This is a genomic window from Pseudomonas paraversuta, from assembly GCF_904067025.1.
Classification (GTDB): domain Bacteria; phylum Pseudomonadota; class Gammaproteobacteria; order Pseudomonadales; family Pseudomonadaceae; genus Aquipseudomonas; species Aquipseudomonas paraversuta.
Map to the genome: position 1 here is coordinate 187,431 of NZ_CAJFDA010000001.1, position 21,984 is coordinate 209,414.

A 21,984-nucleotide genomic window follows, 5' to 3' on the forward strand; every position below is an offset into this window, starting at 1 on the left:
TCCTTATGCCTGAACCAGCGGGCCGGGGTTTTTCAGGTACTGCTCGCGGATCGCCCGGGCCGACCAGTAGGTCAACGCGGCAACCAGACCTGTCGGGTTGTAGCCCAGGCCCTGGGGGAACGCCGATGCGCCGGGGACAAATACGTTATGCACGTCCCAGCTCTGCAAGTAGCGGTTCAGGGCACTGGTTTTCGGATCGGTACCCATGATTGCGCCACCGTTCAGGTGAGTGGTCTGGTAGGACGCGGTGTTGAAGTGATCCCCGACTTTTTTGCCGATGGCGGCGATGGCTTTGGGGTTCATCGCTTCGGCGATCTTGCCCATTTTTTCCATCATGAAACGGTTCATCTTGATGTCGTTTTCCTGCCAGTCGAACGTCATCCGCAGCAATGGCTGACCGTAGGAGTCGCGATATACGGGGTCGAGATCGAGGTAGTTGCAGCGGTAAGACTGATGGGCACCATGTGAGTCCATCGACACCTGATGGGTGTAGTAATCCGCTGTGGCGCGCTTCCAGGCGCTGCCCCATGCCGGCGTGCCGGGCGGGTTCGAGGTGCCGGCAATCGGCCGGCTGCCCGCCTGATTGACCCACATCGGCGAGCCACCGACGAAGCCGTGGGGCCCGTGGTCGAAGTTGTCCGCGTTGAAGTCGTCCACCGCCACGCCGTTGCCGCCAGCGCCGATGAAATTGTTGGTGTGCACATCTTTGTCGAAGTAGGCCTTGATGGTGCCCATGTTCTGGTAGGCGAAGTTACGCCCCACCACGCCTTCATTGGTGATCGGGTCGTAAGGCTTGCCAATCCCCGAGAGCAGCATCAAGCGCACGTTGTGGAACTGGAACGCCCCGAGAATCACCAGATCCGCCGGTTGCTCGATTTCCCGGCCCAGTGCATCGATGTACGTCACGCCAGTGGCTTTGCTTTTGCTGCTGTCCAGATTGACCCGGATTACATGGGCGTTGGGGCGCAGTTCAAAGTTCGGCAGCGGTTTGAGCGCCGGCAGAATGTTCACGTTGGGCGAGGCTTTGGAGTACATGTAGCACACGTAACCGCTGCAAAAACCGCAGAAGTTGCACGGCCCCATCTGTGCGCCATAGGGGTTGGTGTAAGGCCCCGAGGTGTTGGCCGACGGCAGGTTGTAGGGTTTGTACCCCACCTCATTGGCCGCTTTCTGAAACAGCTGTGCGGATACGGTGTTTTTTTGCGAGACCAGCGGAAAATGGTCTGAGCGATCCGGCGCGTAAGGGTTGCCGCCATTGTCTTTGCCGACCAGCTGACCTTTGACGGTCCAGGCCTGGCCCGAGGTGCCGAAGACTTTTTCTGCGTAGTCGAAAAACGGCTCCAGCTCTTCGTAGCTGACACCGAAGTCCTGGATGGTCATGTCTTTGGGGATAAAGTTTTTGCCGTAGCGTTCTTCGTAATGACTGCGCATCCGCAGTTCAATAGGGTCTACCCGGAAATGCACCCCCGACCAGTGCAAACCTGCACCGCCCACGCCGTTACCGGGCAGAAACGCGCCCAACTGGCGATTGGGCAAGGCCACGTCATTCACGCTGTGGCGGATGGTGACGGTTTCTTTCGATACATCCTGAAAGAGCTTCTTGCGCACGCTGTAGGTGAGTTCGTCTATCACCTGCGGATAGTTGCCGTCCGGGTAGGTGTCTTGCATCGGGCCTCGTTCCAGGGCCACAACATTCAGGCCGGCTTCTGTCAGCTCTTTGGCCATGATCGAGCCGGTCCAGCCGAAACCGACGATAACTGCATCAACTTTTTTCATAACGGTCGACATGCTCAAGCCCTCTCGCCGCGGATGGATACTGCCGGGAAGGGGTACGGCTCGTTGCGTTCAACCCAGTCCATGAAATCAGCGCGGGCGCCGGGAAAGCCGATCATGGTCCAGCCGACCATGCCTTTGTTGCCACCGTGGATCGGGTCGCAGAAGAAGCCTTCCTTGGTGTTTTGTAGCAAAAAGCTGAAAAACATCTTGGCCGGAACGCTCTCGAATTCAGGGGTACCAGCTTCCAGCTGTTTCAGCACTTTGTCTCGGGTAGCGCTGTCTAGCCCAGCAAATGTTGAGTTATAGGTCTTTTTGCAAAGCTCCTCCGTTGCAGCAATACCCAGGCGATAAATCTGTTTGGGCACCAGCTTGCTCTGCCAGCCCATTTCCGGGGCAGCGTCTGCATTGAACGGACCTTGCATGAACCACAGGGCACCGCTGGCATAGGGGGTGTTCATCTGCCGATCGATATATTCCGGTACGCCAGCTTCCAGGGCGCCAGGGCCTTGTTCGTCAGCCGGGATCAAGCGCGCCACGGCGGCGTTCACAAACGCCCACTCTTCAGCACTGAAGTAAGTCGGCTCATAGGCGCTGGCCGGAGTCGCAGGGCGCTTCGCCGGCTCAGGTGCGGCGGCGGCAGGCGTAGCCATCAGCACTGAACCGCCAAGGCCGGTACTGGCGACGGTGACCACCGGGATCAGGGTCAGGGTTTTGCGTAAAAACTCACGCCGCGGGTTGTCTTGGTCAGACATGGGGGAGCACCTCATCGGGCAATCACGGGTTTCAGCTGCTCGGTGGCAGCTTGTCGTTTTGGCGGCGGTTTGGAGCGGAGTCGATCCGTTTACAGAACACGCAGGCAACTATTAGTTACAAATTCTAACAGGCTGGGACAGCTGATGAATCGTTTCATGCGTAATTTTGCCGCACCGGTAGTGGCACGGTGCTTTACCGTCTTCACGAAATTTTGACAAACGGCTCACAGAGTTTTGATCGGGCTTAACTCAATCTGACCCCATACCCCCTTAATTACTGTGATGTGGTCTGACTGACATGCCCAAAGCCCGGTTTCTCCCTGCCCTGTGCCTGACATTACTGGCTGCGTTCGCGTTGCCCCAGGCCCAGGCCGATGAAGCGACCCCGGCCCGTCCGGCTCAGTGGGCACAACCCGTTGCTGTGCAGTACAACCTGTATCAAATGTCCCCGACGCTGTATCGCAGTGCATTGCCCGATGGCGAAGCCCAGGCTTTGCTGGAAAATTTGAAGATCGGCACCGTGATCAATTTTTTGAAGGAGCCGGATGAAACCTGGCTCAAGACCCCTGGCGTCTTACAAGTTCAGTTGCCTTATCGCACTAACCATGTGGATGACGCCGATGTACTGGCCGCCCTGCGCGCCATTCAGACCGCACAAGCACGGGGCCCTGTGTTGATGCACTGCAAGCACGGGGTGGACCGCACTGGACTGATGGCGGCGATGTACCGGGTGGTCGTGCAGGACTGGAGCAAAGAAGACGCCCTGAAAGAAATGACCCAGGGTGGCTTTGGCCAGAACTCACACTTCGAGGATGGTGCGAAGTACATGATGCAGGCCGATATCCCGCAGCTGCGCACAGCCTTGAGCAAAGGTGCCTGCAGTACCAGCCCGTTTGCTGCATGCGTGGTGAAGGGCTGGTTGAAATCCGCCTAAGCCCGGGTTGTCCACTGCTGCAAGGCCGCCCGGCGCTGCAGCAGCGGCAATTTACCGAGCTTTTCTACCTCGGCATAAAACACCTGCCAGTCACCTCCCGAGTGTTTGAACAGGGCGGCAAAGGCGGGCACCCACTGGTCGTACAGGCCGAATGGCAAAAGCTTGGCATTATTCATCGGCGAATTTATCCACAGGTCATACCGGTTATTACCGGCCCATTGGTGGTCGCGTAACTGACGGTATTCCCTGCGCAGTCGTGCAAATTCCGCTGCTTTTCGCTGGCGCATTTCAGCTGCCGGCAAGGGCTGGGCGTACAGCTGTTGCAGGCGTTTGCGGGTGTCCAGCACCAGCCCCATGAATTGCTCGCGTTGCTCCAGCCCCGCGCTGCCGGAGGGTGGCAAGCCCTGATAGGTGCGCCATTGGCGAGTGCCTTGCTGTTCCACGAAGCTGGCGAAAGACTCATTGAACTCGGTGTCGTCCTTCAGATAAAAACGCTGATGGGCCAGTTCATGAAAAATCAGGGTGGCCAGTCGCTCATCGCCCCAGTTGAGCATGCTGTTGAGAATTGGATCATCAAACCAGCCCAGGGTTGAATAGGCTTCGACGCCACTGACAAGCACGTCCATGCCTTGCTGACGCTGCAGGGCCGCCGCGCCGCGTGCGGCCCCTTGGGCGTAGTAGCCGCGGTAAGCCACGCACCCGGCAATCGGGAAGCAATGGGTGACGGGGTTCAGGGAAAATTCCGCGGTGGCAAACACGTTCCACACCACGTAAGGCCTTTTCAGGTCGACATACAGGCGATAGCTCTGGTTGTCCGGCAGGTGCAAATGCTGGCTGGCGAAGGTTCTCGCGGCCTGGGCTTTTGCCAGGTGCTCACGTAATGCAGGCGGTTGTTGCGGGTCGGCAATGACCGTAGCTACCGGTTTGCGGGCTTTTAATATCTGCCATTGGCCGTCGGCCAGTTGCGAGTAATACGCTGCACTGGAACAGCCATTGAGCAGGGGCAACAACACAAGGGCGAAGAGGCAGCGAGTGAGCGGCGTCATGGGACGGTCCAGTGGGATAATGGGCCAAGACTAATCGCAATCCCCTGTAGGTGCAGCCGGTCGACGCCCGATTGCCTGGGTTTTGAATAAGCTGGCGCCTGCAGGGGGGTAGCCTGGCATCAGGCTATGCTCATACTTTGATCCCACCTGGAATTCGCCATGCGCACCTTTCTGCTACTGCCGATGGCCTGCCTGCTGAGTGCCTGTGCCAGCACGCCATTGCCTGCCGTCGACCCCGCCAAGGCGTGGATCGACCTGGAAACACAAACCGGAAAACTGGTAATGGCCGAGCGCCTGGATAATCAGCGCCTGAACGACGGACGTTACTTTCAAGTAACGCCAGGCAGTCACGAACTGATGGTGCGATTCGATTTTGAAGTCTTTGTTGGCGGCATGGGTATGTTCAGCGATCCACAGGAGCGCTTGTGCTACATCACGCTCAATTACGACAATTTCCAGCCCGGCCAGCGTTACCGGTTGCAGGCGCGCTCTTTGGGGTTCAACGCTTACGCCCGGCTATACAACGCCGAGGGCAAGGTGCTGAGCGAAGAGAGGCTGGTTAACTGTTTGCCTTGAGGTCAGGCGTCGTTCTTTTGATAGATGATCTTTTTGCTGCCGTTTTCGCACGTACCCACCACCATGTTCTGGTCGTGAACTTCATCGTTGGTCACGATTTCAAGGGTGTAGGACGACACGTTGTTGGCCTGGATCTTGGCTTCGATCTCGGCTTTAAGTTCTTCACACGGCTTTGGCGCGGCCAGTGCCGAAGTGGCCATGGCGCAGCAGATAACAGCTAGAGCAAAACGTTTCATGATGAGACTCCCTTGGGACAGAACGCAAAGTCATGATCTGACGCGACGAACGATCATACGATCACATCTCACCGCGTGCATGACTGATCTGTGGCAGCCATTTGCCTGCTGTCCTGGCCTGCGCGGCTCCGGTCATGGCGACCGGAGCGCACGTGTGTCATCAACCCGTCGGATTAACCCACCAGGGTGGCATCGAGGGTGATTTTGGCATTCAGCACTTTGGACACAGGGCAACCTTCTTTGGCCTTTTTGGTCGCTTCCTCGAATTGTGCCTGGGTCGCCCCCGGCACCTTGGCTTTGAGCGTCAGATGCACGGCAGTGATCCCGTAGCCGCCTTCGACCTTGTCGAGGGAAACCTCAGCCTGGGTGTCGATACTGTCCGGCTTGAGCCCGGCCTCACCGAGAATCATCGACAGGGCCATGGAGAAGCAACCGGCATGGGCCGCGCCAATCAGTTCTTCAGGGTTGGTGCCCTTGCCGCCTTCGAAACGGGCCTTGAAGCCATACGGCGCCTTGTTCAGAACCCCGGTTTCAGTGGAGATGGAGCCGATGCCGGTTTTGACATCGCCTTCCCAATGCGCCGATGCCGTTTTTTTAATAGTCATGCGTGCCTCCTGAAGAACGGCATGAAAGATTTCACACCTTGACTGGATGTGTGAGGGGAGCCGGGCTCACAAAGTTCATCTTCTCTGACCAATCGTCTTTTTTAGTCGCTCAATTGATGGCTTGCCATTGAAACTCGGGTATATGCCCATATTGCTAAAGCACTGGCAGGTTTTGGCGAGCGTCACGGCCTGCGTCCAATTAGGAGAAGCCGGCTCATGACACGATTGTCCGATGTTAAATTCTCGACCCTCGACCTGGTGCCTGTGCGTGAAAATGGCAGCGCCGCCCAGTCGTTGCACAATTCGCTGGACCTGGCGCAGCACGTAGAAAAGTTTGGCTATAACCGTTTCTGGGTGGCCGAACACCACAACATGGACGGCATCGCCAGCTCGGCGACCTCGGTGCTGATTGGCTACCTGGCCGGCGGCACCTCGACCATTCGCGTCGGTTCAGGCGGGGTGATGTTGCCCAATCATGCGCCCCTGGTGATCGCTGAACAGTTCGGCACCCTTGAAAGCCTGTATCCGGGCCGGATTGATCTGGGCCTTGGGCGTGCGCCGGGCTCCGACCAGATGACCGCCCGGGCCTTGCGCCGCGAGCGCTCCGGCAGTTCGGATGATTTTCCTGAAGATGTGGCCGAGCTGATGCGCTATCTGGGCCCGCGAACCCCGGATCAGCGGGTCATCGCAATGCCGGGCACCGGGACTAATGTGCCGGTATGGTTGCTCGGTTCCAGCCTGTTCAGTGCGCAATTGGCCGGTGAACGCGGTCTGCCCTACGCCTTCGCATCACATTTCGCCCCGCGGATGATGCACGAAGCGATTCGCGTTTATCGCAATCACTTCAAGCCGTCAGCGACCCTCGATAAACCTTATGTGATGCTGGGTGTGCCACTGGTGGCGGCCGATACCGACGAGCAGGCCGAGTACCTGTCCACCTCGGTGCTGCAGCGGATTCTGGCGTTGATGCGCGGGCAAAGTCTGGTGCAGCGTGCGCCGGTGGACTCGATGGATGGCTTGTGGCTGCCCCATGAGAAAGAAGCGGTGATGAGCTTTCTGGGCCTGGCGATGGTTGGCAGTCCAGAGAAAATCCGCGCCAGACTCGAAGTGCTGATTGAGCAAACCGGGGCGGACGAGCTGATCTTCACCTGTGATCTGTATGAGCACGCGGATCGCATTCGCTCATATGAACTGCTGGCCCAGGTGATGAAACAGGACTGACCTGCAGAAGCGGGCTGATGGCCACAAAAAAGCCGACCCCGGGGTCGGCTTTTTTGCCTGCGCAGGTTTAACCGCGCTTGTAGACGATGTCCTTGGTGCCTGCTTCGCAGGAACCTACTACTTTTCCGTCCGTCGCCGTGCCTTTGTCCACTACCGTCAGCGAATAATGACGAGCGCCATTGGCCTCAATCTTCGCTGCGATTTCGCTTTTCACTGTTTCGCAAGGTTTGCCAGCTGCGAACGCTGTTCCAGCAAGACTCAGCAAACCTATAGCCAATAAAAACTTTTTCATCGGTCACATTCCCCGGTCGAAACTAAAAGGGTGCAACGCATGTACTGCGTTGCACCCAGACGGTGTAGCGGAGTTTATGGCAAACGGCCAGTCGATCAGGCCTAAAGGATGATGCGGCTCAACTGCTGGCAATCCGGAAGCCGACCTTGAGGGTGACCTGATAGTGGCCCACCTTGCCGTCCTTGACGTGGCCCCGGGTATCGATCACCTCGAACCATTCTATGTGTTTGATGCTTTTGTTGGCCTCTGCCAGTGCATTACCGATGGCGTCTTCTATGCTGCTCGGGGACGAGCCTACCAGTTCGATTTTCTTGTAGGTGTGATGGTCAGACATAACGTTCTCCTTTGTCGTAGATCAAAGCCTAGCAGCGATTGTGCTCAATACTTTGTAGGCGACAGGAAACGAAAAGTTCAGACCGACTGCACTTTTGTGGCACCCCGGAGTCGGAGTTAACACGTACCTCACTCATCAATGCAGGAGAGCCCTAATGGCTAGCAATTCCTTACGTAAAGCCTCATTGCAAAGCATGGAAGCTGAGATCGAGAGCCTGCTCAAGTCTCTGGAAAGCCTGAAGCACGACGCTTCTGACGAGTCCAAAAAAACCTTGAGTGCCCTCAAAGGCAACGCAGAGAATGCGCTGAAACATTCACGTCACCTGATCAGCGATGCTTACGAAGAGGTCAAGGACAAAACGCGGGAAACCGCTGTCGCCACCCGCGAGTATGCCCAAGAGCATCCGTATGCCACCGCTGGCGTTGCCATCGGCGCCCTGGGCCTGTTGGCCGCCTTCCTGATGTGCAAGCGCGGTAACTAATTATCCGCGCTGCGCCCAAGCTCAGTCTTGAGCCATTGCGCCAGTTGCCGGGCGCGTCCGTCTGCGGCGCGCTTGGGCAGCCATAACGCCAGCTGCGCCGGGGTTTGCTTGAAGCCCCAAGGTGCAGCCAGGCGTCCGGCCCGCAAGTCTTCAGCCACCAACGGCTCGGGGGCAATTGCCACACCCAGGCCTGCTACGGCGGCTTCGAGCAAGTAGTACAAGTGCTCAAACCCTTGCCCATATTTCAAATCTTTCGCCTGGATCGCGTTTTGCTGCGCCCAGCTTGGCCATGCCTGGGGCCTCGAAGTGGTGTGCAACAACGCTTCGTCCAGCAGGGCGCTCACGGGTGCCTGGCGCAGTTGCTCATAGCGGGCGTAACGCGGGCTGATCACCGGCCCGATCCGCTCGCTGGCCAGTTCATAGACCTGCATGTCGGCGGGCCAGGGTGGCTCGGCAAACAGCAGCAGGGCATCGAGCCCCGGGCGGCGCGGATCAAGGTCGCCTTCGCCGGCCGACAAGTGCAGGCGCAAGTCCGGCAGGTCGGCATTGAGCCGGCCCAGTCGAGGGATGAACCAGCGCGCCAGCAAACTGCCCGAGCAGCCAAGTACAAAGGGCGCATCGACATGGCTTTGCGTGAGTTCAGTGCACACATTACGCAGGCGGTCGAAGGCTTCGCTGCTGGCCTCACGCAGGCGCAAACCGGCATCCGTGAGCTTAAGGCCGCGTCCTTCCTTGACGAACAGGCTGACGCCCAGGTGCTCTTCGAGCACTTTCAGTTGCCGACTGACGGCACCGTGGGTGACGTTCAGCTGTTCTGCCGCAAGGCTCACGCTGCTCAGCCTGGCAGTGGCTTCGAACGCGCGCAGGGCGTTCAGCGGGGGAAGGTCACGGCTCATGGTATCTGTGAGTTTTCCTGACAGGTTGCAGCGATCTTATCGGTTTTCATCCTCGGCTGTCGCGGTTAAAGTCAGTTCCATCGACCTTCGTACCTTTTTATCTGGAGCGTCCCATGACCCAATCCACTTTGCGTACCGGCCCTGATGCCAATGGCCTGTTTGGCTCATTCGGCGGCCGCTACGTGGCCGAAACCCTGATGCCGCTGATCCTTGATCTGGATCGCGAGTATGAGCTGGCCAAGACCGACCCCGAGTTCATTAAAGAGCTGGCCTATTTCCAGCGCGACTATGTCGGGCGCCCAAGCCCGCTGTATTACGCCGAGCGTCTGACCGAGTTCTGTGGCGGCGCCAAAATTTACCTCAAGCGCGAAGAGCTGAACCATACCGGCGCGCACAAGATCAACAACTGCATCGGCCAGATCCTGCTGGCGCGGCGCATGGGCAAAAAACGCATCATCGCCGAGACCGGCGCCGGCATGCACGGCGTGGCTACCGCCACCGTGGCCGCGCGCTTTGGTCTGCAGTGCGTGATCTACATGGGCACCACTGACATCGAACGCCAGCAGGCCAACGTGTTCCGCATGAAGCTGCTGGGCGCTGAAGTGATCCCGGTCGTGGCGGGCACCGGCACCCTCAAGGACGCGATGAACGAAGCGTTGCGCGACTGGGTGACCAACGTCGATGACACCTTCTATCTGATCGGTACTGTGGCGGGGCCGCACCCGTATCCGGCCATGGTCCGCGACTTCCAGGCCGTGATCGGCAAGGAAACCCGCGACCAGATGCAGGCTCAGGAAGGCCGTCTGCCCGACAGCCTGGTGGCCTGCATTGGCGGTGGGTCCAACGCGATGGGCCTGTTCCACCCGTTCCTGGATGACACCAGCGTCGAGATCATCGGCGTTGAAGCGGCGGGCTACGGTATCGAAACCGGCAAGCACGCAGCCAGCCTCAACGGCGGCGAACCGGGCGTGCTGCACGGCAACCGTACCTTCCTGTTGCAGGACGACGATGGCCAGATCATCGACGCACATTCGATTTCCGCCGGCCTGGACTACCCGGGTATCGGTCCCGAGCACGCCTGGTTGCATGATATCGGTCGCGTTGAGTACACCTCGGTAACTGACGAAGAAGCCCTCGACGCGTTCCATAAATGCTGCCGTCTTGAAGGCATCATCCCGGCGCTGGAAAGTGCCCATGCCCTGGCTGAAGTGTTCAAGCGTGCGCCGACCCTGCCAGCCGAGCACCTGATGGTGGTCAACCTGTCCGGCCGAGGCGACAAAGACATGCAAACCGTGATGCACCACATGGAACAGTCCCAGCAGGAGAAACACTGATGAGCCGCCTGCAAACGCGTTTTGCCGAACTCAAGGAACAAAACCGCGCTGCGCTGGTGACCTTCGTCACTGCCGGCGATCCGGATTACGACACCTCGCTGGCGATCCTCAAAGGCCTGCCTGCTGCTGGCGCCGATGTGATCGAGCTGGGCATGCCGTTCACCGACCCCATGGCGGATGGCCCGGCGATTCAGCTGGCCAATATCCGTGCCCTGGGAGCCAGGCAGAACCTGGCGAAAACCCTGCAAATGGTTCGCGAATTCCGTGAAGGCAACCACGACACACCGCTGGTGCTGATGGGTTACTTCAACCCGATTCACCACTATGGCGTGCCGCGGTTTATTGCTGAAGCCAAGGCAGCGGGCGTCGACGGCCTGATCGTGGTCGACATGCCGCCCGAGCACAACGCCGAGCTGTGCGACCCGGCGCAGGCTGCAGGTCTGGACTTTATCCGCCTGACCACCCCGACCACCGACGACGTGCGTCTGCCCAAAGTGCTGACCGGCAGCTCGGGCTTTGTGTACTACGTGTCCGTGGCGGGCGTGACCGGTGCCGGTTCGGCGACGACCGATCAGGTGCGTGAAGCGATTGAGCGTCTGCGCCGGCATACCGATTTGCCGATCAGTGTGGGCTTCGGCATCCGCACCCCGGAGCAAGCGGCAGCGATTGCCCGCCTGGCCGACGGCGTAGTGGTGGGCTCGGCCCTGATCGACAAAATCGAGAATGCAGCGACCCCGCAACAGGCGGTCGATGGTGTGTTGAGCCTGTGCGCGGCACTGGCTGAAGGTGTACGCAAGGCACGTCAGTAACCCTTGTGGGAGCTGGCTTGCCAGCGATGCGCCCCGGCGGTTGCCATCGCGAGGCAAGCTCGCTCCTACAGAATTCGGGGTGTTGCTTGCAGGCCCTGTGGGAGCTGGCTTGCCAGCGATGCACCCCGGCGGTTGCCATCGCGAGGCAAGCTCGCTCCTACAGAATTCGGGGTGTTGCTAGCAGCCCCTGTGGGAGCTGGCTTGCCAGCGATGCGCCCCGGCGGTTGCCATCGCGAGGCAAGCTCGCTCCTACAGAATGCGGGGTGTTGCTAGCAGCCCCTTGTGGGAGCTGGCTTGCCAGCGATGCGCCCCGGCGTTTGCCATCGCGAGGCAAGCTCGCTCCTGCAGAATGCGGGGTGTTGCTAGCAGCCCCTGTGGGAGCTGGCTTGCCAGCGATGCGCCCCGGCGGTTGCCATCGCGAGGCAAGCTCGCTCCTACAGAATGCGGGGTGTTGCTAGCAGGCCCTGTGGGAGCTGGCTTGCCAGCGATGCACCCCGGCGTTTGCCATCGCGAGGCAAGCTCGCTCCTGCAGAATGCGGGGTGTTGCTAGCAGACCCTTGTGGGAGCTGGCTTGCCAGCGATGCACCCCGGCGTTTGCCATCGCGAGGCAAGCTCGCTCCTACAGGGTGCGGGGTGTTGCCAGCGATGCAGAGTTTTACTTCTGTGTGCCGTCATCGTGCAGCAGGTTGGCCTGGGTCAGGTTGCTGCCCGCCGGTACGCTGCGGGTCAGCCACACATTGCCGCCAATGGTCGAGCCCTGGCCAATGGTGATGCGCCCTAAGATCGTCGCCCCCGCATAGATCACTACGTCATCTTCAACGATTGGATGACGTGGATGACCTTTTTGCAGCTGGCCTGATTCGTCTGCCGGGAAACGCTTGGCACCCAGGGTCACCGCCTGATAAATCCTCACACGTTCGCCGATGATCGCGGTTTCTCCGATCACAACGCCTGTTCCGTGATCGATAAAGAAGCTGCGGCCAATCTGCGCCCCCGGGTGAATGTCGATGCCGGTGGAAGAGTGGGCAATTTCTGCGCTGATCCGTGCCAGCAAGGGCAAGCCTGCGCGATACAGGTGGTGGGCCAGGCGGTGATGGATCACTGCCAGAATCCCCGGATAGCACAGCAGCACTTCATCCACGCTGCGTGCCGCCGGGTCGCCGTGGTAAGCGGCCAGAACGTCGGTGTCCAGAATGCTGCGCAGGCCGGGCAGCGCCAGGGCAAAATCCTGAATCAGCAGCGTTGCACTCGCATCCACACCCTCATCGGGCAGGCCGCCCTGGCGCGCCGCGTAACGCAGCTCCAGTCGGGCCTGAGTCAACAATGCGTTGAGCGCCACATCCAGGGTGTGGCCGACGTAGAAGTCTTCACTTTCCTCGCGCAGGTCCACCGGGCCCAGGCGCATCGGAAACAATGCCCCGCACAGGGCTTCAAGAATATCGGCCATCGCCGCGCGCGACGGCAGCTCGCGGCCTCCCTGTTCACCACTGACGCGCCCGTTTTGCGTGCGCCACTGGTTTCGTGCCGTTCGTAGCTGGCAGACGATGGTTTGCAATTGCCAAGGATTGGAACGATCACTCACGATGAATACTCCGCACGCTGGCGGCTGAATTGAGCAGCCGCGAATTGGCAATTATTTTACGGTATCAAAGCGTTTCAGATACGGACAATTGCGGCTTAACGCCGACGATGACGCCAGGCGCGCCAGCCCACCCCGATGATGATCAGCAACGCCAGCCCGCCAAGGATCACCAGGCTCAGACTGTTGTAGCTGAACAGCGGTTTTTCGATCCGCATATAGCCGGGTTCGGCAAACAGCTCGTGCAGAGCCGCATTGGCCTGCTTGAGGCTGATGGCTTGCAGCTGTCTGGCCGGGTCATAAAAGTGACCATCATCGTAGTCACCCAGCGAAGCCCAGTAATAATCGGCCAGCGCGCTGTTGCCTTGGACGGCCCATGCCTGACGGGCAATGGCGGCATTTTTGAGGCGAGCAAAAACCTCAGGGTCCAGCCCTTCTTTGAGCAGTCGGGTCTTCAGTTGCTCTACAACCTGGCGTGCTTGCGCTACATCGTCGCGGTCAAGATCGGCATTGAGGCTTAAAAAGCCTACGCCACCGAACACCTCGCGCTCGGCCCAGGGGCCGTAAGACAAGCCGTGCTTGAGCCGGAGCTCGCTGTACAGCGCCCACTCCAGATAATCCCTGAGCAGGTCCCAGGTTTCATCGCTCTGGCCTTCGATGACCGGCTCCGGCAACAGCCAGTGCAGTTGCACGGTGTCGCCGACCACGCCGCGCAGCAGGTCGCGTTCGGGCTCGGCCTTGGCTGCGATTGCCGCCAAAGGTTTGTGTTCGGTGGGCTCTACCGGCTCCAGGGCGCCATAGGTGCGCTCCAGGTACGCCGGGAGCAGGCGGTCAAGATCCCCCACGATGATCAGCGTCATGTTGTTGGGGGCATACCAGTTCTGGCGTACGGCTTCCAGTTGCTCACGTGTCAGATTATTTACTTGCGCGCGCTCGGCGCATTTGAGCCCCAGCTCAACCGCCAGTTGATTACTGGCGCTGTGGCCCAGGTCCTGGCGGTCGAGCCAGCGCTGCAAGTGCGAGTAATGGCCACCGTCTTCGCGCTCGACCACTTGTTTGGCGTCGTTGATCCGCTGCTCGGTGAATTGTGTGCGGGTGAGCAGGCTCAGCAACAGGTCGAGAATCTTGCGCTGGTTTTTGGCCGGGGCTTCGATCACGAAGGTGGTGTCGGCATGGCTGGTGAAGGCGTTCCATTCACCGCCCAGCGCTTGCATGCGCTGCTCCAGGCCGCCTTCACCGGTGTCGTCGACGCCGCTGAACAACAGGTGCTCCAGCAGGTGCGGCAGTTGTTGATCGGCGCAGCTGAAGTCGTCCAGGCCCACGCCCACCACTAACCGGATGGCCACATGTCCGCGTTCGGTACCGGGTTTGAGGATCAGTTGCAGGCCGTTGGGCAACTGGTAGCCCTCCACGCTGTAACGATCGAGGGCAAAGCTTGGGACAGTACCCAGCAGCAGGCAGATGAGCAGCAGGCAACGCATAAAAAATCCCTGAATCCTTGTTGGGGTAGTGCAGCAGTCGGTGCAGGTTAGTCGCTGCTTACAGACTGACAACAACCCGGCGCGCAACGTTCAAGGCAAATGCGGGGTGTCATCCGCGTCATCCAGTTCCAGCGCCCCGATATCGGCTGTTTCCAGCACCGCATAGGCGCTGCCGCAAAACAGCGAATTAAGGCGTTTCATGTCTGCGATCAGCTCCAGGTGCACTGAACTGGTCTCGATGCTCTGGGTGATCTTGCGTTGCAGACGGTTGACGTGGGCGTGGGCCAGGCGCCGTTCCTGGGCGCGGAAACGGCGTTTTTCACGCAGTAGCTGGCGCGCACTTTGCGGATCGCCATTGAGGAATACGGTCAGCCCCAGACGCAGGTTTTCGATCAACTGGGTTTGCAGGCCCACCAGTTCTTCCAGGCCCATTTCCGAGAACGAGCGGCGTTGCGAGGTTTTCTGCTGCTGGACTTTACGCAGCATGCGTTCGATCAGGTCGCTGGCGAGTTTGAGGTTGATCGCCAGCTCGATAATTTCTGCCCAGCGGCGGCTGTCCTGTTCGCTCAAGTCTTCCCGGGGCATTTGTGCCAGGTAGAGTTTGACCGCGCTGTACAGCACCTCGACTTCATCGCTCAGGGTGCGCATCTGCTGGGTCACGGCCGTTTGCTTGCCGCGCAGTACGTCAAGGGTGTTGACCAGCATGGTGTCGATCAGGTCGCCGATACGCAGGGTTTCGCGCACCGCGTTGGTCAGTGCCAGGCTCGGTGTGTCGAGCGCAGCAGGGTCGAGATGGCGCGGCTTGATGGCGCCGTTGGCTTGCTCGCGTTCAGGCAGCAGCCAAGCGCAGATTCGCGCCATCAGCCCTACGGTAGGCAACATCAAGAAGCAGCGCACGGTGTTGTAGAGCAAGTGAAAGCCGATGACCAGTTCCTGTGCGCTGTAGTTGAGGCTGTCCATCCAGGCCACGAGCGGATCGAGCACGGGCATGATCAGCAGCAAGCCGATCAGCTTGTACAGCAGGCTGCCCAATGCCACCTGACGCCCGGCGGTGTTTTGCATGTTGGTGCTGATGAGCGCCAGCACGCCGCTGCCGATATTGGCGCCGATCACCAGGCCGATCGCCACGTGCAGACTGATTACCCCGGCACCGGCCAGGGTTGCGGTCAGCAGCACGGCGGCCAGGCTGGAGTAGGACACCATCGCGAACAGGGCGCCAACCAGGGCATCGAGCAGCAGGTCGCCGGTCAGCGAGGCAAAAATCACCTTTACCCCTTGGGCATGGGTGATGGGGCCGGCGGCTTCGACTATCAGTTGCAGGGCCAGAATGATCAGGCCCAGGCCGATCCCGACCCGGCCCAGCTGCCCGGCGCGGGTTTGCTTGCGCGACAGAAAGAAGATCACCCCGAGGAAAATCAGCAGCGGTGACAGCCATGACAGGTCGAAGGTCAGCACCCGTGCCATCAAGGCCGTACCGACGTCTGCGCCGAGCATGGTTGCCAGCGCGGGAGTGAGGGTCATCAGCCCCTGGCCGACAAATGAGGTGACCAGCATCGCGGTGGCGTTACTGCTCTGCACCATGGCCGTGACCACAATACCGGCGACAAAGGCCAGCATGCGCTTGGACACGTTCTGCCCGATGACATGACGCAGGTTTGTGCCGTAGACCCGCAAGATGCCGGTACGCACGATATGCGTGCCCCAAATCAGCAAGGTCACGGCGGAAAGCAGGTTGAGCAGGGTCAGCATGCTGGCTCCCTGTAAAGGATGTACCTGAGGATCAAATAGCTGCGGATCATTCCTACAGACGTTTCTTAAGCTGTAGTCGGCAATTGAGCTGAGCGCCAGCATCGCATAGCTCGCGAGGTCTTGAAACATTTCTGAAACATTCGCCCGGTCCAGGCACCTGTGGGCGCCGGCTTGCCAGCGATGGCAGCACCTCGGTCTTGCGGATAAACCGAGCTGAATCTATCGCTGGCAACCCGGCCCGTGCCGGGTCAGAGGCTGCTGTACAGCGGGAATGTTCCCAGCAACAGGGCCGCCACCATGATGCACAGGCACACCAGTACCGCCCATTTGAGGGTGAAGCGCTGGTGGTCACCGAATTCGATGCCGGCCAGGGCTACCAGCAAGTAGGTGGAGGGCACCAACGGGCTGAGCAAGTGAACCGGCTGGCCCACGATCGAGGCGCGGGCCATTTCGGCGGCCGTAATCCCGTAGTGGCTGGCGGCTTCGGCCAGTACCGGCAACACGCCGTAGTAGAACGCATCGTTGGACATGAAGAAGGTGAACGGCATGCTCACCAGTGCGGTAATCACCGCCAGATAAGGCCCGAGTGCCGGCGGGATCACGGCCAGCAGGCTTTTGGACATGGCGTCGACCATGCCGGTGCCCGACAGGATGCCGGTGAAAATGCCCGCGGCAAAAATCAGCCCGACCACTGCCAGTACGCTGCCGGCATGGGCTGCGACGCGATCCTTTTGCTGTTGCAGGCAAGGGTAATTGACGATCATCGCGATACTGAACGCGACCATGAACAGCACGGGCAAAGGCAGCAGGCCGGCGATCAGGGTGACCATCAGCAGCAGGGTCAAGGCACCGTTGAACCAGATCAGTTTTGGCCGGCGGGCGTCCGGGAACTGCGAGACGCTGATTTCGCTGTGATCAATTTCGTCGCCCTGCAGGTGCAACTCGCCCAGGCGTGCGCGCTCACGCAGGCCGTAGAACCAGGCAATTGCCAGGATGGCCACGCAGCCTGCCAGCATCGCTGGAATCATCGGCACGAAGATGTCCGAAGGGTCGACATGCAAGGCGCTGGCGGCACGGGCGGTCGGGCCGCCCCAGGGCGTCATGTTCATCACGCCCCCGGCCAGAATGATCAAGCCGGCCATGATTCGCGGGCTCATGCCAATCCGGCTGTAGAGCGGCAGCATGGCGGCCACGCAAATCATGTAGGTGGTCGCGCCGTCGCCGTCGAGTGAGACCACCAGCGCCAGTACCGCGGTGCCCACGGCGATCTTCAGCGGGTCGCCTTTAACCAGCTTGAGGATCTTGCGTACGGCGGGGTCAAACAGCCCGGAGTCAATCATCAGGGCAAAGTAGAGGATGGCAAACATCAGCATCACCCCGGTGGGGGCGAGTTTGGTGATGCCTTCGAGCATCATCGGACCGATCTTGGGTGCGAAGCCACCAAATACTGCGAACAGGATGGGTACCAGGATCAGGGCAATCAGCGCCGACAGGCGCTTGGTCATGATCAGGTACATGAACGTAATGACCATGGCAAAGCCAAGGAAGGTCAGCATAAAAGTCACCGTTGTTATTGTTGTTTATTGGGCGCTGGCAGCGATGGGGGTGCTGTCAGGCCGGCCGGTCTGTTGCCGGAGGTGACGGGATGCTAGAGGGGAATTCTTTCAGCCAGCTGTCGCCGGTGAATATTCTGACGCGGGGACCTGATCCTGCAGGAGCGAGCTTGCTCCTGCAGGTATAGGGGGGGCAGGTATTAATCCAGCTTGAGGACTTTGGCCAGGACGATTTTTGGGCCTTTCATCTTTTTGATGATGATGCGCAGGCCTTCAACTTCCAGCTTCTCTTCTTCTTCCGGCACCCGCTTGAGGGTGTCGTAGATCAGGCCGGCAATGGTCTCGGCTTCGATGTGGTCAAGGTCGACACCCAGCAGGCGCTCGATTTTGAACAGTGGCGTGTCGCCGCGCACCAGCAGTTTGCCCGGCTGGTACGACAGAATGCCGCGCTCGGCCTTGCGGTGTTCGTCCTGGATGTCGCCCACCAGTACTTCCAGCACGTCTTCCATGGTCAGGTAGCCAACCACCTTGCCGTCTGCTTCTTCCACCAGGGCAAAGTGCGCGCCGCCCTTGCGGAACCGCTCCAGCAGCTGCGACAGCGGCATGTGGCGCGATACACGCTCCAGCGGCCGGGTCAGCTCTTCCAGGTTGAAGGTCTCGGGCAAGTGCTCAAGGTCGGCCAGTTCCAGCAGCAGGTCCTTGATGTGCAGCAGGCCCAGGAAGGTGTTGCTCTCGGCGTCGTAGACCGGATAGCGGCTGAACTTGTGGCGACGGAACAGCGCCAGGATTTCTTTCAGCGGCGCCTTGGAGTCCAGGGTGACCAGGTCTTCGCGGGAATTGGCCCAGTCGACCACTTCCAGTTCGCCCATTTCCACTGCCGAGGCCAAAACACGCATGCCCTGGTCGCTCGGGTCCTGACCGCGGCTGGAGTGCAGGATCAGCTTCAGTTCTTCACGGCTGTAAGCGTGATCGTGATGGGCGCCGGGTTCACCCTGGCCGGCAATCCGCAAAATGGCGTTGGCGCTGGCGTTGAGCAGGTAAATCGCCGGGTACATGGCCCAGTAGAACAGGTACAGCGGCACGGCTGTCCACAGCGACAGGGTCTCGGGTTTACGGATGGCCCAGGATTTGGGCGCCAGTTCGCCGACCACGATGTGCAGGTAAGAAATGATGAAGAAGGCGGCAAAGAACGACACGCCCTTGATCACTTCGGGCGACTCGACGCCCATGGCGCCCAGTACAGGCTCCAGGATATGGGCGAACGCCGGTTCGCCGACCCAGCCCAGGCCCAGCGACGCCAGGGTGATACCCAGCTGGCAGGCAGAAAGGTAAGCATCGAGCTGGTTGTGTACGGTGCGCAGGATCTGTCCGCGCCAGCCGTTCACGTCCGCGATGGCCTCGACCCGGGTCGAGCGCAGTTTGACCATGGCAAATTCCGCCGCAACGAAGAAACCGTTGAGCAAAACCAGGACCAGTGCAAAAAGAATCATGCCGAAGTCGGCGAAGAGTGTGGCGAGGGTCAAGCCAGGGGAAGGGTCCATGATGGAGTTTTAATGGTTCCGTTGTTTCAAAAAATGGGGAGGTTCGAGTCTGCTACGCAGACTGACGCCGAGCAATGTAGCGGCTGAGGCGGCCCTTGCCTAGTGGGTAAAGGCCATGGCGGCTAGTCGGTCAGTGGCGGGAGGCCGGGTTTTGTCACCTGCGCCGGGGCGAAATGGCAGGTAAAAGTGCTGCCATGTCCCAGCACGCTGTTGATTTCCAGGCTTGCTCGATGGCGCAGCAGTACATGCTTGACGATGGCCAGGCCGAGCCCGGTACCGCCGGTGCTGGCGTTGCGGCTGGAGTCGACACGGTAGAAACGTTCGGTCAGGCGCGGCAGGTGTTTATTGTCGATGCCCACGCCCGAGTCCTGCACGCTAAGGTGCGCGCCCGCGGCGTTGGCCCACCAGCGGATTTTCACACTGCCGCCATCGGGGGTGTATTTGACCGCGTTGAATATCAGATTGGAAAAAGCACTGCGCAATTCGGCTTCGCTGCCTTTGAGCGCCACATCGGCCTCGATCTCCAGACTGATGGTCTGGTTGCGTTGCCCGGACAATGCCTGGGCATCCCCCTTGATCGAGCGCAACAGGGTATCGATGGCCACCGGCTGGTTGTCCGAGGGGTAATCCGTGGCTTCCAGCTTGGCCAGCAGCAGCAGGTCATTGAGCAGGGTCTGCATGCGCTCGCCCTGTTGCTGCATTTGCGAAAGCGGACGTTTCCAGCGCGGGTTCACGTCATCGACATTATCGAGCAGGGTTTCCAGGTAACCGCAGATCACCGTCAACGGGGTGCGCAGTTCGTGGGAGACGTTGGCGATGAAGTCTTTGCGCATTTGTTCGAGCTGGTGCAGGCGGGTGACGTCGCGCACCAGCATCAGGTGTTCGTTGTTGCCGTAGCGGGTGATGTAGAGCTGGATGCGCAGGTGATCATTGATCGGTGAGGGGATATCCAGCGGCTCGGCATAGCTGCCCTGCTCGAAGTACTCCTTGAAACGCGGGTGGCGCACCAGGTTGCTGACCGGCTGGCCGCTGTCCTGGGGCGTTTTAAGGCCCAGCAAGGTCTCTGCGGCGCGGTTCCACCACTCGAGGTTGCCGTCGCTGTCGAGCATGATCACAGCGTCCTTGAGGGCTGCCGTAGACTCCTGCACGCGATCGATGACCGCTTGCAGGCGCCCGCGTGCCCTTTGATCACGGCGTTGCAGGTGGTAAATGCTGTCAAACACATCGCCCCACAGGCCATAGCCGTCGGGGGGCGCTTCATCGGGTTTGTGCTGGCGCAGCCATTTATGCAGGCGCAGCAACTGCTTGAGGGTCCAGCCCAGATAGAACGCCAGGCCGATTGCCATGCTCCAGCCGTAATAACCACTGATCAGCCCGACCAGCAAGCAGCCGGCGACCAGAAGCAGCAAATGACGAATCAGAGTGCCATGCCAATTTTGATTCAAGATCACAAGTCCAGTTGTGAGCTGCAAGCCTCAAGTTACAAGCGTCAAGCCAGGAGCCAGACAGCTCCGGACCTTCAGGTTGCAGTTGATGACGTGCTGCTGCTTTTAAGCTTTGGTCGAAAACCGGTAGCCGGTGCCGCGCACGGTTTGTACCAGATTTTCGTAAGCCTCGCCGAGGGCTTTGCGCAGCCGGCGGATGTGAACGTCCACGGTGCGCTCTTCCACGTACACGTTGCCGCCCCACACCTGATCGAGCAGTTGGCCGCGGGTGTAGGCACGTTCCTGATGGGTCATGAAGAACTGCAGCAGGCGATATTCGGTAGGGCCCATCTCGGCAGGGGTGCCGTCGATGGTGACGCGGTGGCTGATGGGGTCGAGCAGCAAACCGCCAATCTCAATGGGTGACTCACTGTCGGCAGGTCCGGCACGGCGCAGCACGGCTTTGAGGCGGGCCACCAGTTCACGGGGCGAGAACGGTTTGGTGATGTAGTCGTCAGCCCCGACTTCCAGGCCCTGAATCTTGTTGTCCTCTTCACCTTTGGCGGTGAGCATGATGATCGGGATGTCGCTGGTCAGCTCTTCGCGCTTGAGGCGGCGGGCCAGTTCAATGCCGGAAGTGCCGCCGGGCAGCATCCAGTCCAGCAGGATCAGGTCCGGTTTGCGGTCAACGATGATGGCATGGGCATCCTGGGCATTATCGGCTTCAAGGCAGTCGTAGCCTGCCATTTCCAAGGCTACTGCAATCATTTCGCGGATCGGTGCCTCGTCATCAACAATCAAAATGCTCCTGCCAGCCATGCCGTAATCCTCGTGTCATTTAACTGTCTTGTGGCGCATTAGATAACGGAATTATTGCAGTCGTGTGACAGTCCTGGGTGTTGCCCACGGGATGCAGGTTACTGAACTACGCTTTGAGTTCAAATCGTACAACCACAAAAGGACGATTCCGATGATTCGCAGCTCTTTTTCCCTGAAAGCTTTAGTGGTCGCTGCTGCATTGGCCCTGCCGGGCCTGGCGTTCGCGGCTGATCCGGCAATGGCCAAAGACGGCATGCTGGTCGACCACAAAGGCATGACGCTCTACACCTTCGCCAAGGATGCGGACGGCAAATCGATGTGCAACGACAAATGCGCTACCAACTGGCCGCCACTGATGGTCGAGGGCAACCATAACAACATGGGCAAGTGGACCATGGTCAAGCGTGATGACGGCACCCAGCAATGGGCCTATGACGGCAAGCCGCTGTACACCTTTGTCATGGACAAGCAAGCCGGTGACAAGACTGGCGACGGCAAAATGGACGGTGCGTGGAAAGTGGCCAAGCCCTGACCCGCATACTCCTC

General features: G+C 59.7%; 22 protein-coding genes. 7 read left to right on the forward strand and 15 right to left on the reverse strand.

The features are described 5' to 3' along the window. Nucleotides 1–3: 3 nt before the first annotated feature. A complete protein-coding gene (locus JQ848_RS00895; protein ID WP_003437617.1) occupies nt 4–1,788 on the reverse strand; it encodes a GMC family oxidoreductase in 1,785 nt (594 codons plus the stop codon). Between the two features lie 2 nt (nt 1,789–1,790). Next, nucleotides 1,791–2,528 (reverse strand): gluconate 2-dehydrogenase subunit 3 family protein, encoded by a 738-nt coding sequence (locus JQ848_RS00900; protein WP_202210187.1) that lies wholly within the window; start codon nt 2,526–2,528, stop codon nt 1,791–1,793. A 298-nt stretch (nt 2,529–2,826) separates the two neighbouring features. Here JQ848_RS00900 and JQ848_RS00905 point away from each other — a divergent pair, with 298 nt between their 5' ends. Next, nucleotides 2,827–3,462 carry a dual specificity protein phosphatase family protein gene (locus tag JQ848_RS00905; RefSeq protein WP_160626518.1) on the forward strand — a complete coding sequence of 212 codons (636 nt, stop codon included), beginning with the start codon at nt 2,827–2,829 and terminating at the stop codon, nt 3,460–3,462. Here JQ848_RS00905 and JQ848_RS00910 read toward each other — a convergent pair. Next, nucleotides 3,459–4,508 (reverse strand): aminopeptidase, encoded by a 1,050-nt coding sequence (locus JQ848_RS00910; RefSeq protein ID WP_202210188.1) that lies wholly within the window; start codon nt 4,506–4,508, stop codon nt 3,459–3,461. The two genes, JQ848_RS00905 and JQ848_RS00910, sit on opposite strands and share 4 nt — an antisense overlap. Before the next feature lie 159 nt (nt 4,509–4,667). Between JQ848_RS00910 and JQ848_RS00915 the strand changes: the two genes are divergently transcribed. Beyond that, nucleotides 4,668–5,084, forward strand: coding sequence for a PA0061/PA0062 family lipoprotein (locus JQ848_RS00915; RefSeq protein ID WP_003437607.1), 417 nt, complete (start codon nt 4,668–4,670; stop codon nt 5,082–5,084). A gap of 2 nt (nt 5,085–5,086) precedes the next feature. Here the strand turns inward: JQ848_RS00915 and JQ848_RS00920 are convergent, their stop codons facing one another. Beyond that, nucleotides 5,087–5,320 carry a DUF1161 domain-containing protein gene (locus tag JQ848_RS00920; protein WP_003437596.1) on the reverse strand — a complete coding sequence of 78 codons (234 nt, stop codon included), beginning with the start codon at nt 5,318–5,320 and terminating at the stop codon, nt 5,087–5,089. 173 nt (nt 5,321–5,493) lie between these two features. Continuing rightward, nucleotides 5,494–5,925, reverse strand: a complete 432-nt coding sequence (locus JQ848_RS00925) for an OsmC family protein (RefSeq protein ID WP_003437594.1) — start codon at nt 5,923–5,925, stop codon at nt 5,494–5,496. A gap of 216 nt (nt 5,926–6,141) precedes the next feature. On the opposite strand from JQ848_RS00925, the gene JQ848_RS00930 reads away from it, so the two are divergent. Further along, complete coding sequence (locus JQ848_RS00930) at nt 6,142–7,146, forward strand: LLM class flavin-dependent oxidoreductase (RefSeq protein ID WP_003437593.1); 1,005 nt, start codon at nt 6,142–6,144, stop codon at nt 7,144–7,146. 67 nt (nt 7,147–7,213) lie between these two features. On the opposite strand, the gene JQ848_RS00935 is transcribed toward JQ848_RS00930, so the two are convergent. Both JQ848_RS00935 and JQ848_RS00940 read right to left on the reverse strand, forming a co-directional pair. Next, nucleotides 7,214–7,438: a DUF1161 domain-containing protein gene (locus JQ848_RS00935; protein ID WP_003437590.1), complete on the reverse strand. Its 225-nt coding sequence runs from the start codon at nt 7,436–7,438 to the stop codon at nt 7,214–7,216. Between the two features lie 118 nt (nt 7,439–7,556). Next, nucleotides 7,557–7,772 carry a dodecin gene (locus JQ848_RS00940; RefSeq protein ID WP_003437588.1) on the reverse strand — a complete coding sequence of 72 codons (216 nt, stop codon included), beginning with the start codon at nt 7,770–7,772 and terminating at the stop codon, nt 7,557–7,559. Between the two features lie 154 nt (nt 7,773–7,926). On the opposite strand from JQ848_RS00940, the gene JQ848_RS00945 reads away from it, so the two are divergent. Further along, a complete protein-coding gene (locus JQ848_RS00945) occupies nt 7,927–8,253 on the forward strand; it encodes an ElaB/YgaM/YqjD family protein (RefSeq protein ID WP_003437585.1) in 327 nt (108 codons plus the stop codon). Here JQ848_RS00945 and JQ848_RS00950 read toward each other — a convergent pair. Further along, nucleotides 8,250–9,149: a LysR family transcriptional regulator gene (locus JQ848_RS00950; RefSeq protein ID WP_010656782.1), complete on the reverse strand. Its 900-nt coding sequence runs from the start codon at nt 9,147–9,149 to the stop codon at nt 8,250–8,252. The two genes, JQ848_RS00945 and JQ848_RS00950, sit on opposite strands and share 4 nt — an antisense overlap. Before the next feature lie 113 nt (nt 9,150–9,262). Here JQ848_RS00950 and trpB point away from each other — a divergent pair, with 113 nt between their 5' ends. Together trpB and trpA are read left to right on the forward strand one after the other, a co-directional pair. Then, the gene (gene trpB, locus JQ848_RS00955; RefSeq protein WP_003437581.1) at nt 9,263–10,483 is read left to right on the forward strand and encodes a tryptophan synthase subunit beta; all 1,221 of its coding nucleotides are present in this window, start codon (nt 9,263–9,265) and stop codon (nt 10,481–10,483) included. Then, entirely contained in the window at nt 10,483–11,292 is an 810-nt protein-coding gene (gene trpA / locus JQ848_RS00960; protein ID WP_003437578.1) for a tryptophan synthase subunit alpha, read from the forward strand. Before trpB ends, trpA begins: the two co-directional genes overlap by 1 nt. Nucleotides 11,293–11,947: 655 nt before the next feature. On the opposite strand, the gene epsC is transcribed toward trpA, so the two are convergent. From epsC to phoB, 7 genes are all read right to left on the reverse strand, one after another. After that, nucleotides 11,948–12,874, reverse strand: a complete 927-nt coding sequence (epsC, locus tag JQ848_RS00965; protein ID WP_003437573.1) for a serine O-acetyltransferase EpsC — start codon at nt 12,872–12,874, stop codon at nt 11,948–11,950. Nucleotides 12,875–12,969: 95 nt separating this feature from the next. Next, nucleotides 12,970–14,352 carry a M16 family metallopeptidase gene (locus JQ848_RS00970; protein WP_003437558.1) on the reverse strand — a complete coding sequence of 461 codons (1,383 nt, stop codon included), beginning with the start codon at nt 14,350–14,352 and terminating at the stop codon, nt 12,970–12,972. A gap of 90 nt (nt 14,353–14,442) precedes the next feature. After that, nucleotides 14,443–16,101, reverse strand: coding sequence for a Na/Pi cotransporter family protein (locus JQ848_RS00975; protein WP_003437547.1), 1,659 nt, complete (start codon nt 16,099–16,101; stop codon nt 14,443–14,445). Nucleotides 16,102–16,349: 248 nt separating this feature from the next. Beyond that, on the reverse strand, nt 16,350–17,657 hold the full coding sequence (locus JQ848_RS00980; RefSeq protein WP_003437544.1) for a CitMHS family transporter: 1,308 nt from the start codon (nt 17,655–17,657) through the stop codon (nt 16,350–16,352). A gap of 197 nt (nt 17,658–17,854) precedes the next feature. Continuing rightward, complete coding sequence (locus JQ848_RS00985; RefSeq protein ID WP_003437542.1) at nt 17,855–19,195, reverse strand: hemolysin family protein; 1,341 nt, start codon at nt 19,193–19,195, stop codon at nt 17,855–17,857. Between the two features lie 122 nt (nt 19,196–19,317). Continuing rightward, nucleotides 19,318–20,646, reverse strand: a complete 1,329-nt coding sequence (gene phoR, locus JQ848_RS00990; protein ID WP_177412991.1) for a phosphate regulon sensor histidine kinase PhoR — start codon at nt 20,644–20,646, stop codon at nt 19,318–19,320. Between the two features lie 99 nt (nt 20,647–20,745). Continuing rightward, nucleotides 20,746–21,438 (reverse strand): phosphate regulon transcriptional regulator PhoB, encoded by a 693-nt coding sequence (phoB, locus tag JQ848_RS00995; RefSeq protein ID WP_003437538.1) that lies wholly within the window; start codon nt 21,436–21,438, stop codon nt 20,746–20,748. A gap of 151 nt (nt 21,439–21,589) precedes the next feature. Between phoB and JQ848_RS01000 the strand changes: the two genes are divergently transcribed. Next, nucleotides 21,590–21,970 (forward strand): COG4315 family predicted lipoprotein, encoded by a 381-nt coding sequence (locus JQ848_RS01000; protein ID WP_003437533.1) that lies wholly within the window; start codon nt 21,590–21,592, stop codon nt 21,968–21,970. Nucleotides 21,971–21,984 lie beyond the last annotated feature (14 nt).

Coding starts and splice junctions, on each gene's coding strand:
- JQ848_RS00895 (WP_003437617.1), bottom strand. CDS start 1,788: ATGTCGACCGTTATGAAAAAAGTTGATGCAGTTATCGTCGGTTTCGGC.
- JQ848_RS00900 (WP_202210187.1), bottom strand. CDS start 2,528: ATGTCTGACCAAGACAACCCGCGGCGTGAGTTTTTACGCAAAACCCTG.
- JQ848_RS00905 (WP_160626518.1), top strand. CDS start 2,827: ATGCCCAAAGCCCGGTTTCTCCCTGCCCTGTGCCTGACATTACTGGCT.
- JQ848_RS00910 (WP_202210188.1), bottom strand. CDS start 4,508: ATGACGCCGCTCACTCGCTGCCTCTTCGCCCTTGTGTTGTTGCCCCTG.
- JQ848_RS00915 (WP_003437607.1), top strand. CDS start 4,668: ATGCGCACCTTTCTGCTACTGCCGATGGCCTGCCTGCTGAGTGCCTGT.
- JQ848_RS00920 (WP_003437596.1), bottom strand. CDS start 5,320: ATGAAACGTTTTGCTCTAGCTGTTATCTGCTGCGCCATGGCCACTTCG.
- JQ848_RS00925 (WP_003437594.1), bottom strand. CDS start 5,925: ATGACTATTAAAAAAACGGCATCGGCGCATTGGGAAGGCGATGTCAAA.
- JQ848_RS00930 (WP_003437593.1), top strand. CDS start 6,142: ATGACACGATTGTCCGATGTTAAATTCTCGACCCTCGACCTGGTGCCT.
- JQ848_RS00935 (WP_003437590.1), bottom strand. CDS start 7,438: ATGAAAAAGTTTTTATTGGCTATAGGTTTGCTGAGTCTTGCTGGAACA.
- JQ848_RS00940 (WP_003437588.1), bottom strand. CDS start 7,772: ATGTCTGACCATCACACCTACAAGAAAATCGAACTGGTAGGCTCGTCC.
- JQ848_RS00945 (WP_003437585.1), top strand. CDS start 7,927: ATGGCTAGCAATTCCTTACGTAAAGCCTCATTGCAAAGCATGGAAGCT.
- JQ848_RS00950 (WP_010656782.1), bottom strand. CDS start 9,149: ATGAGCCGTGACCTTCCCCCGCTGAACGCCCTGCGCGCGTTCGAAGCC.
- trpB (WP_003437581.1), top strand. CDS start 9,263: ATGACCCAATCCACTTTGCGTACCGGCCCTGATGCCAATGGCCTGTTT.
- trpA (WP_003437578.1), top strand. CDS start 10,483: ATGAGCCGCCTGCAAACGCGTTTTGCCGAACTCAAGGAACAAAACCGC.
- JQ848_RS00970 (WP_003437558.1), bottom strand. CDS start 14,352: ATGCGTTGCCTGCTGCTCATCTGCCTGCTGCTGGGTACTGTCCCAAGC.
- JQ848_RS00975 (WP_003437547.1), bottom strand. CDS start 16,101: ATGCTGACCCTGCTCAACCTGCTTTCCGCCGTGACCTTGCTGATTTGG.
- JQ848_RS00980 (WP_003437544.1), bottom strand. CDS start 17,657: ATGCTGACCTTCCTTGGCTTTGCCATGGTCATTACGTTCATGTACCTG.
- JQ848_RS00985 (WP_003437542.1), bottom strand. CDS start 19,195: ATGGACCCTTCCCCTGGCTTGACCCTCGCCACACTCTTCGCCGACTTC.
- phoB (WP_003437538.1), bottom strand. CDS start 21,438: ATGGCTGGCAGGAGCATTTTGATTGTTGATGACGAGGCACCGATCCGC.
- JQ848_RS01000 (WP_003437533.1), top strand. CDS start 21,590: ATGATTCGCAGCTCTTTTTCCCTGAAAGCTTTAGTGGTCGCTGCTGCA.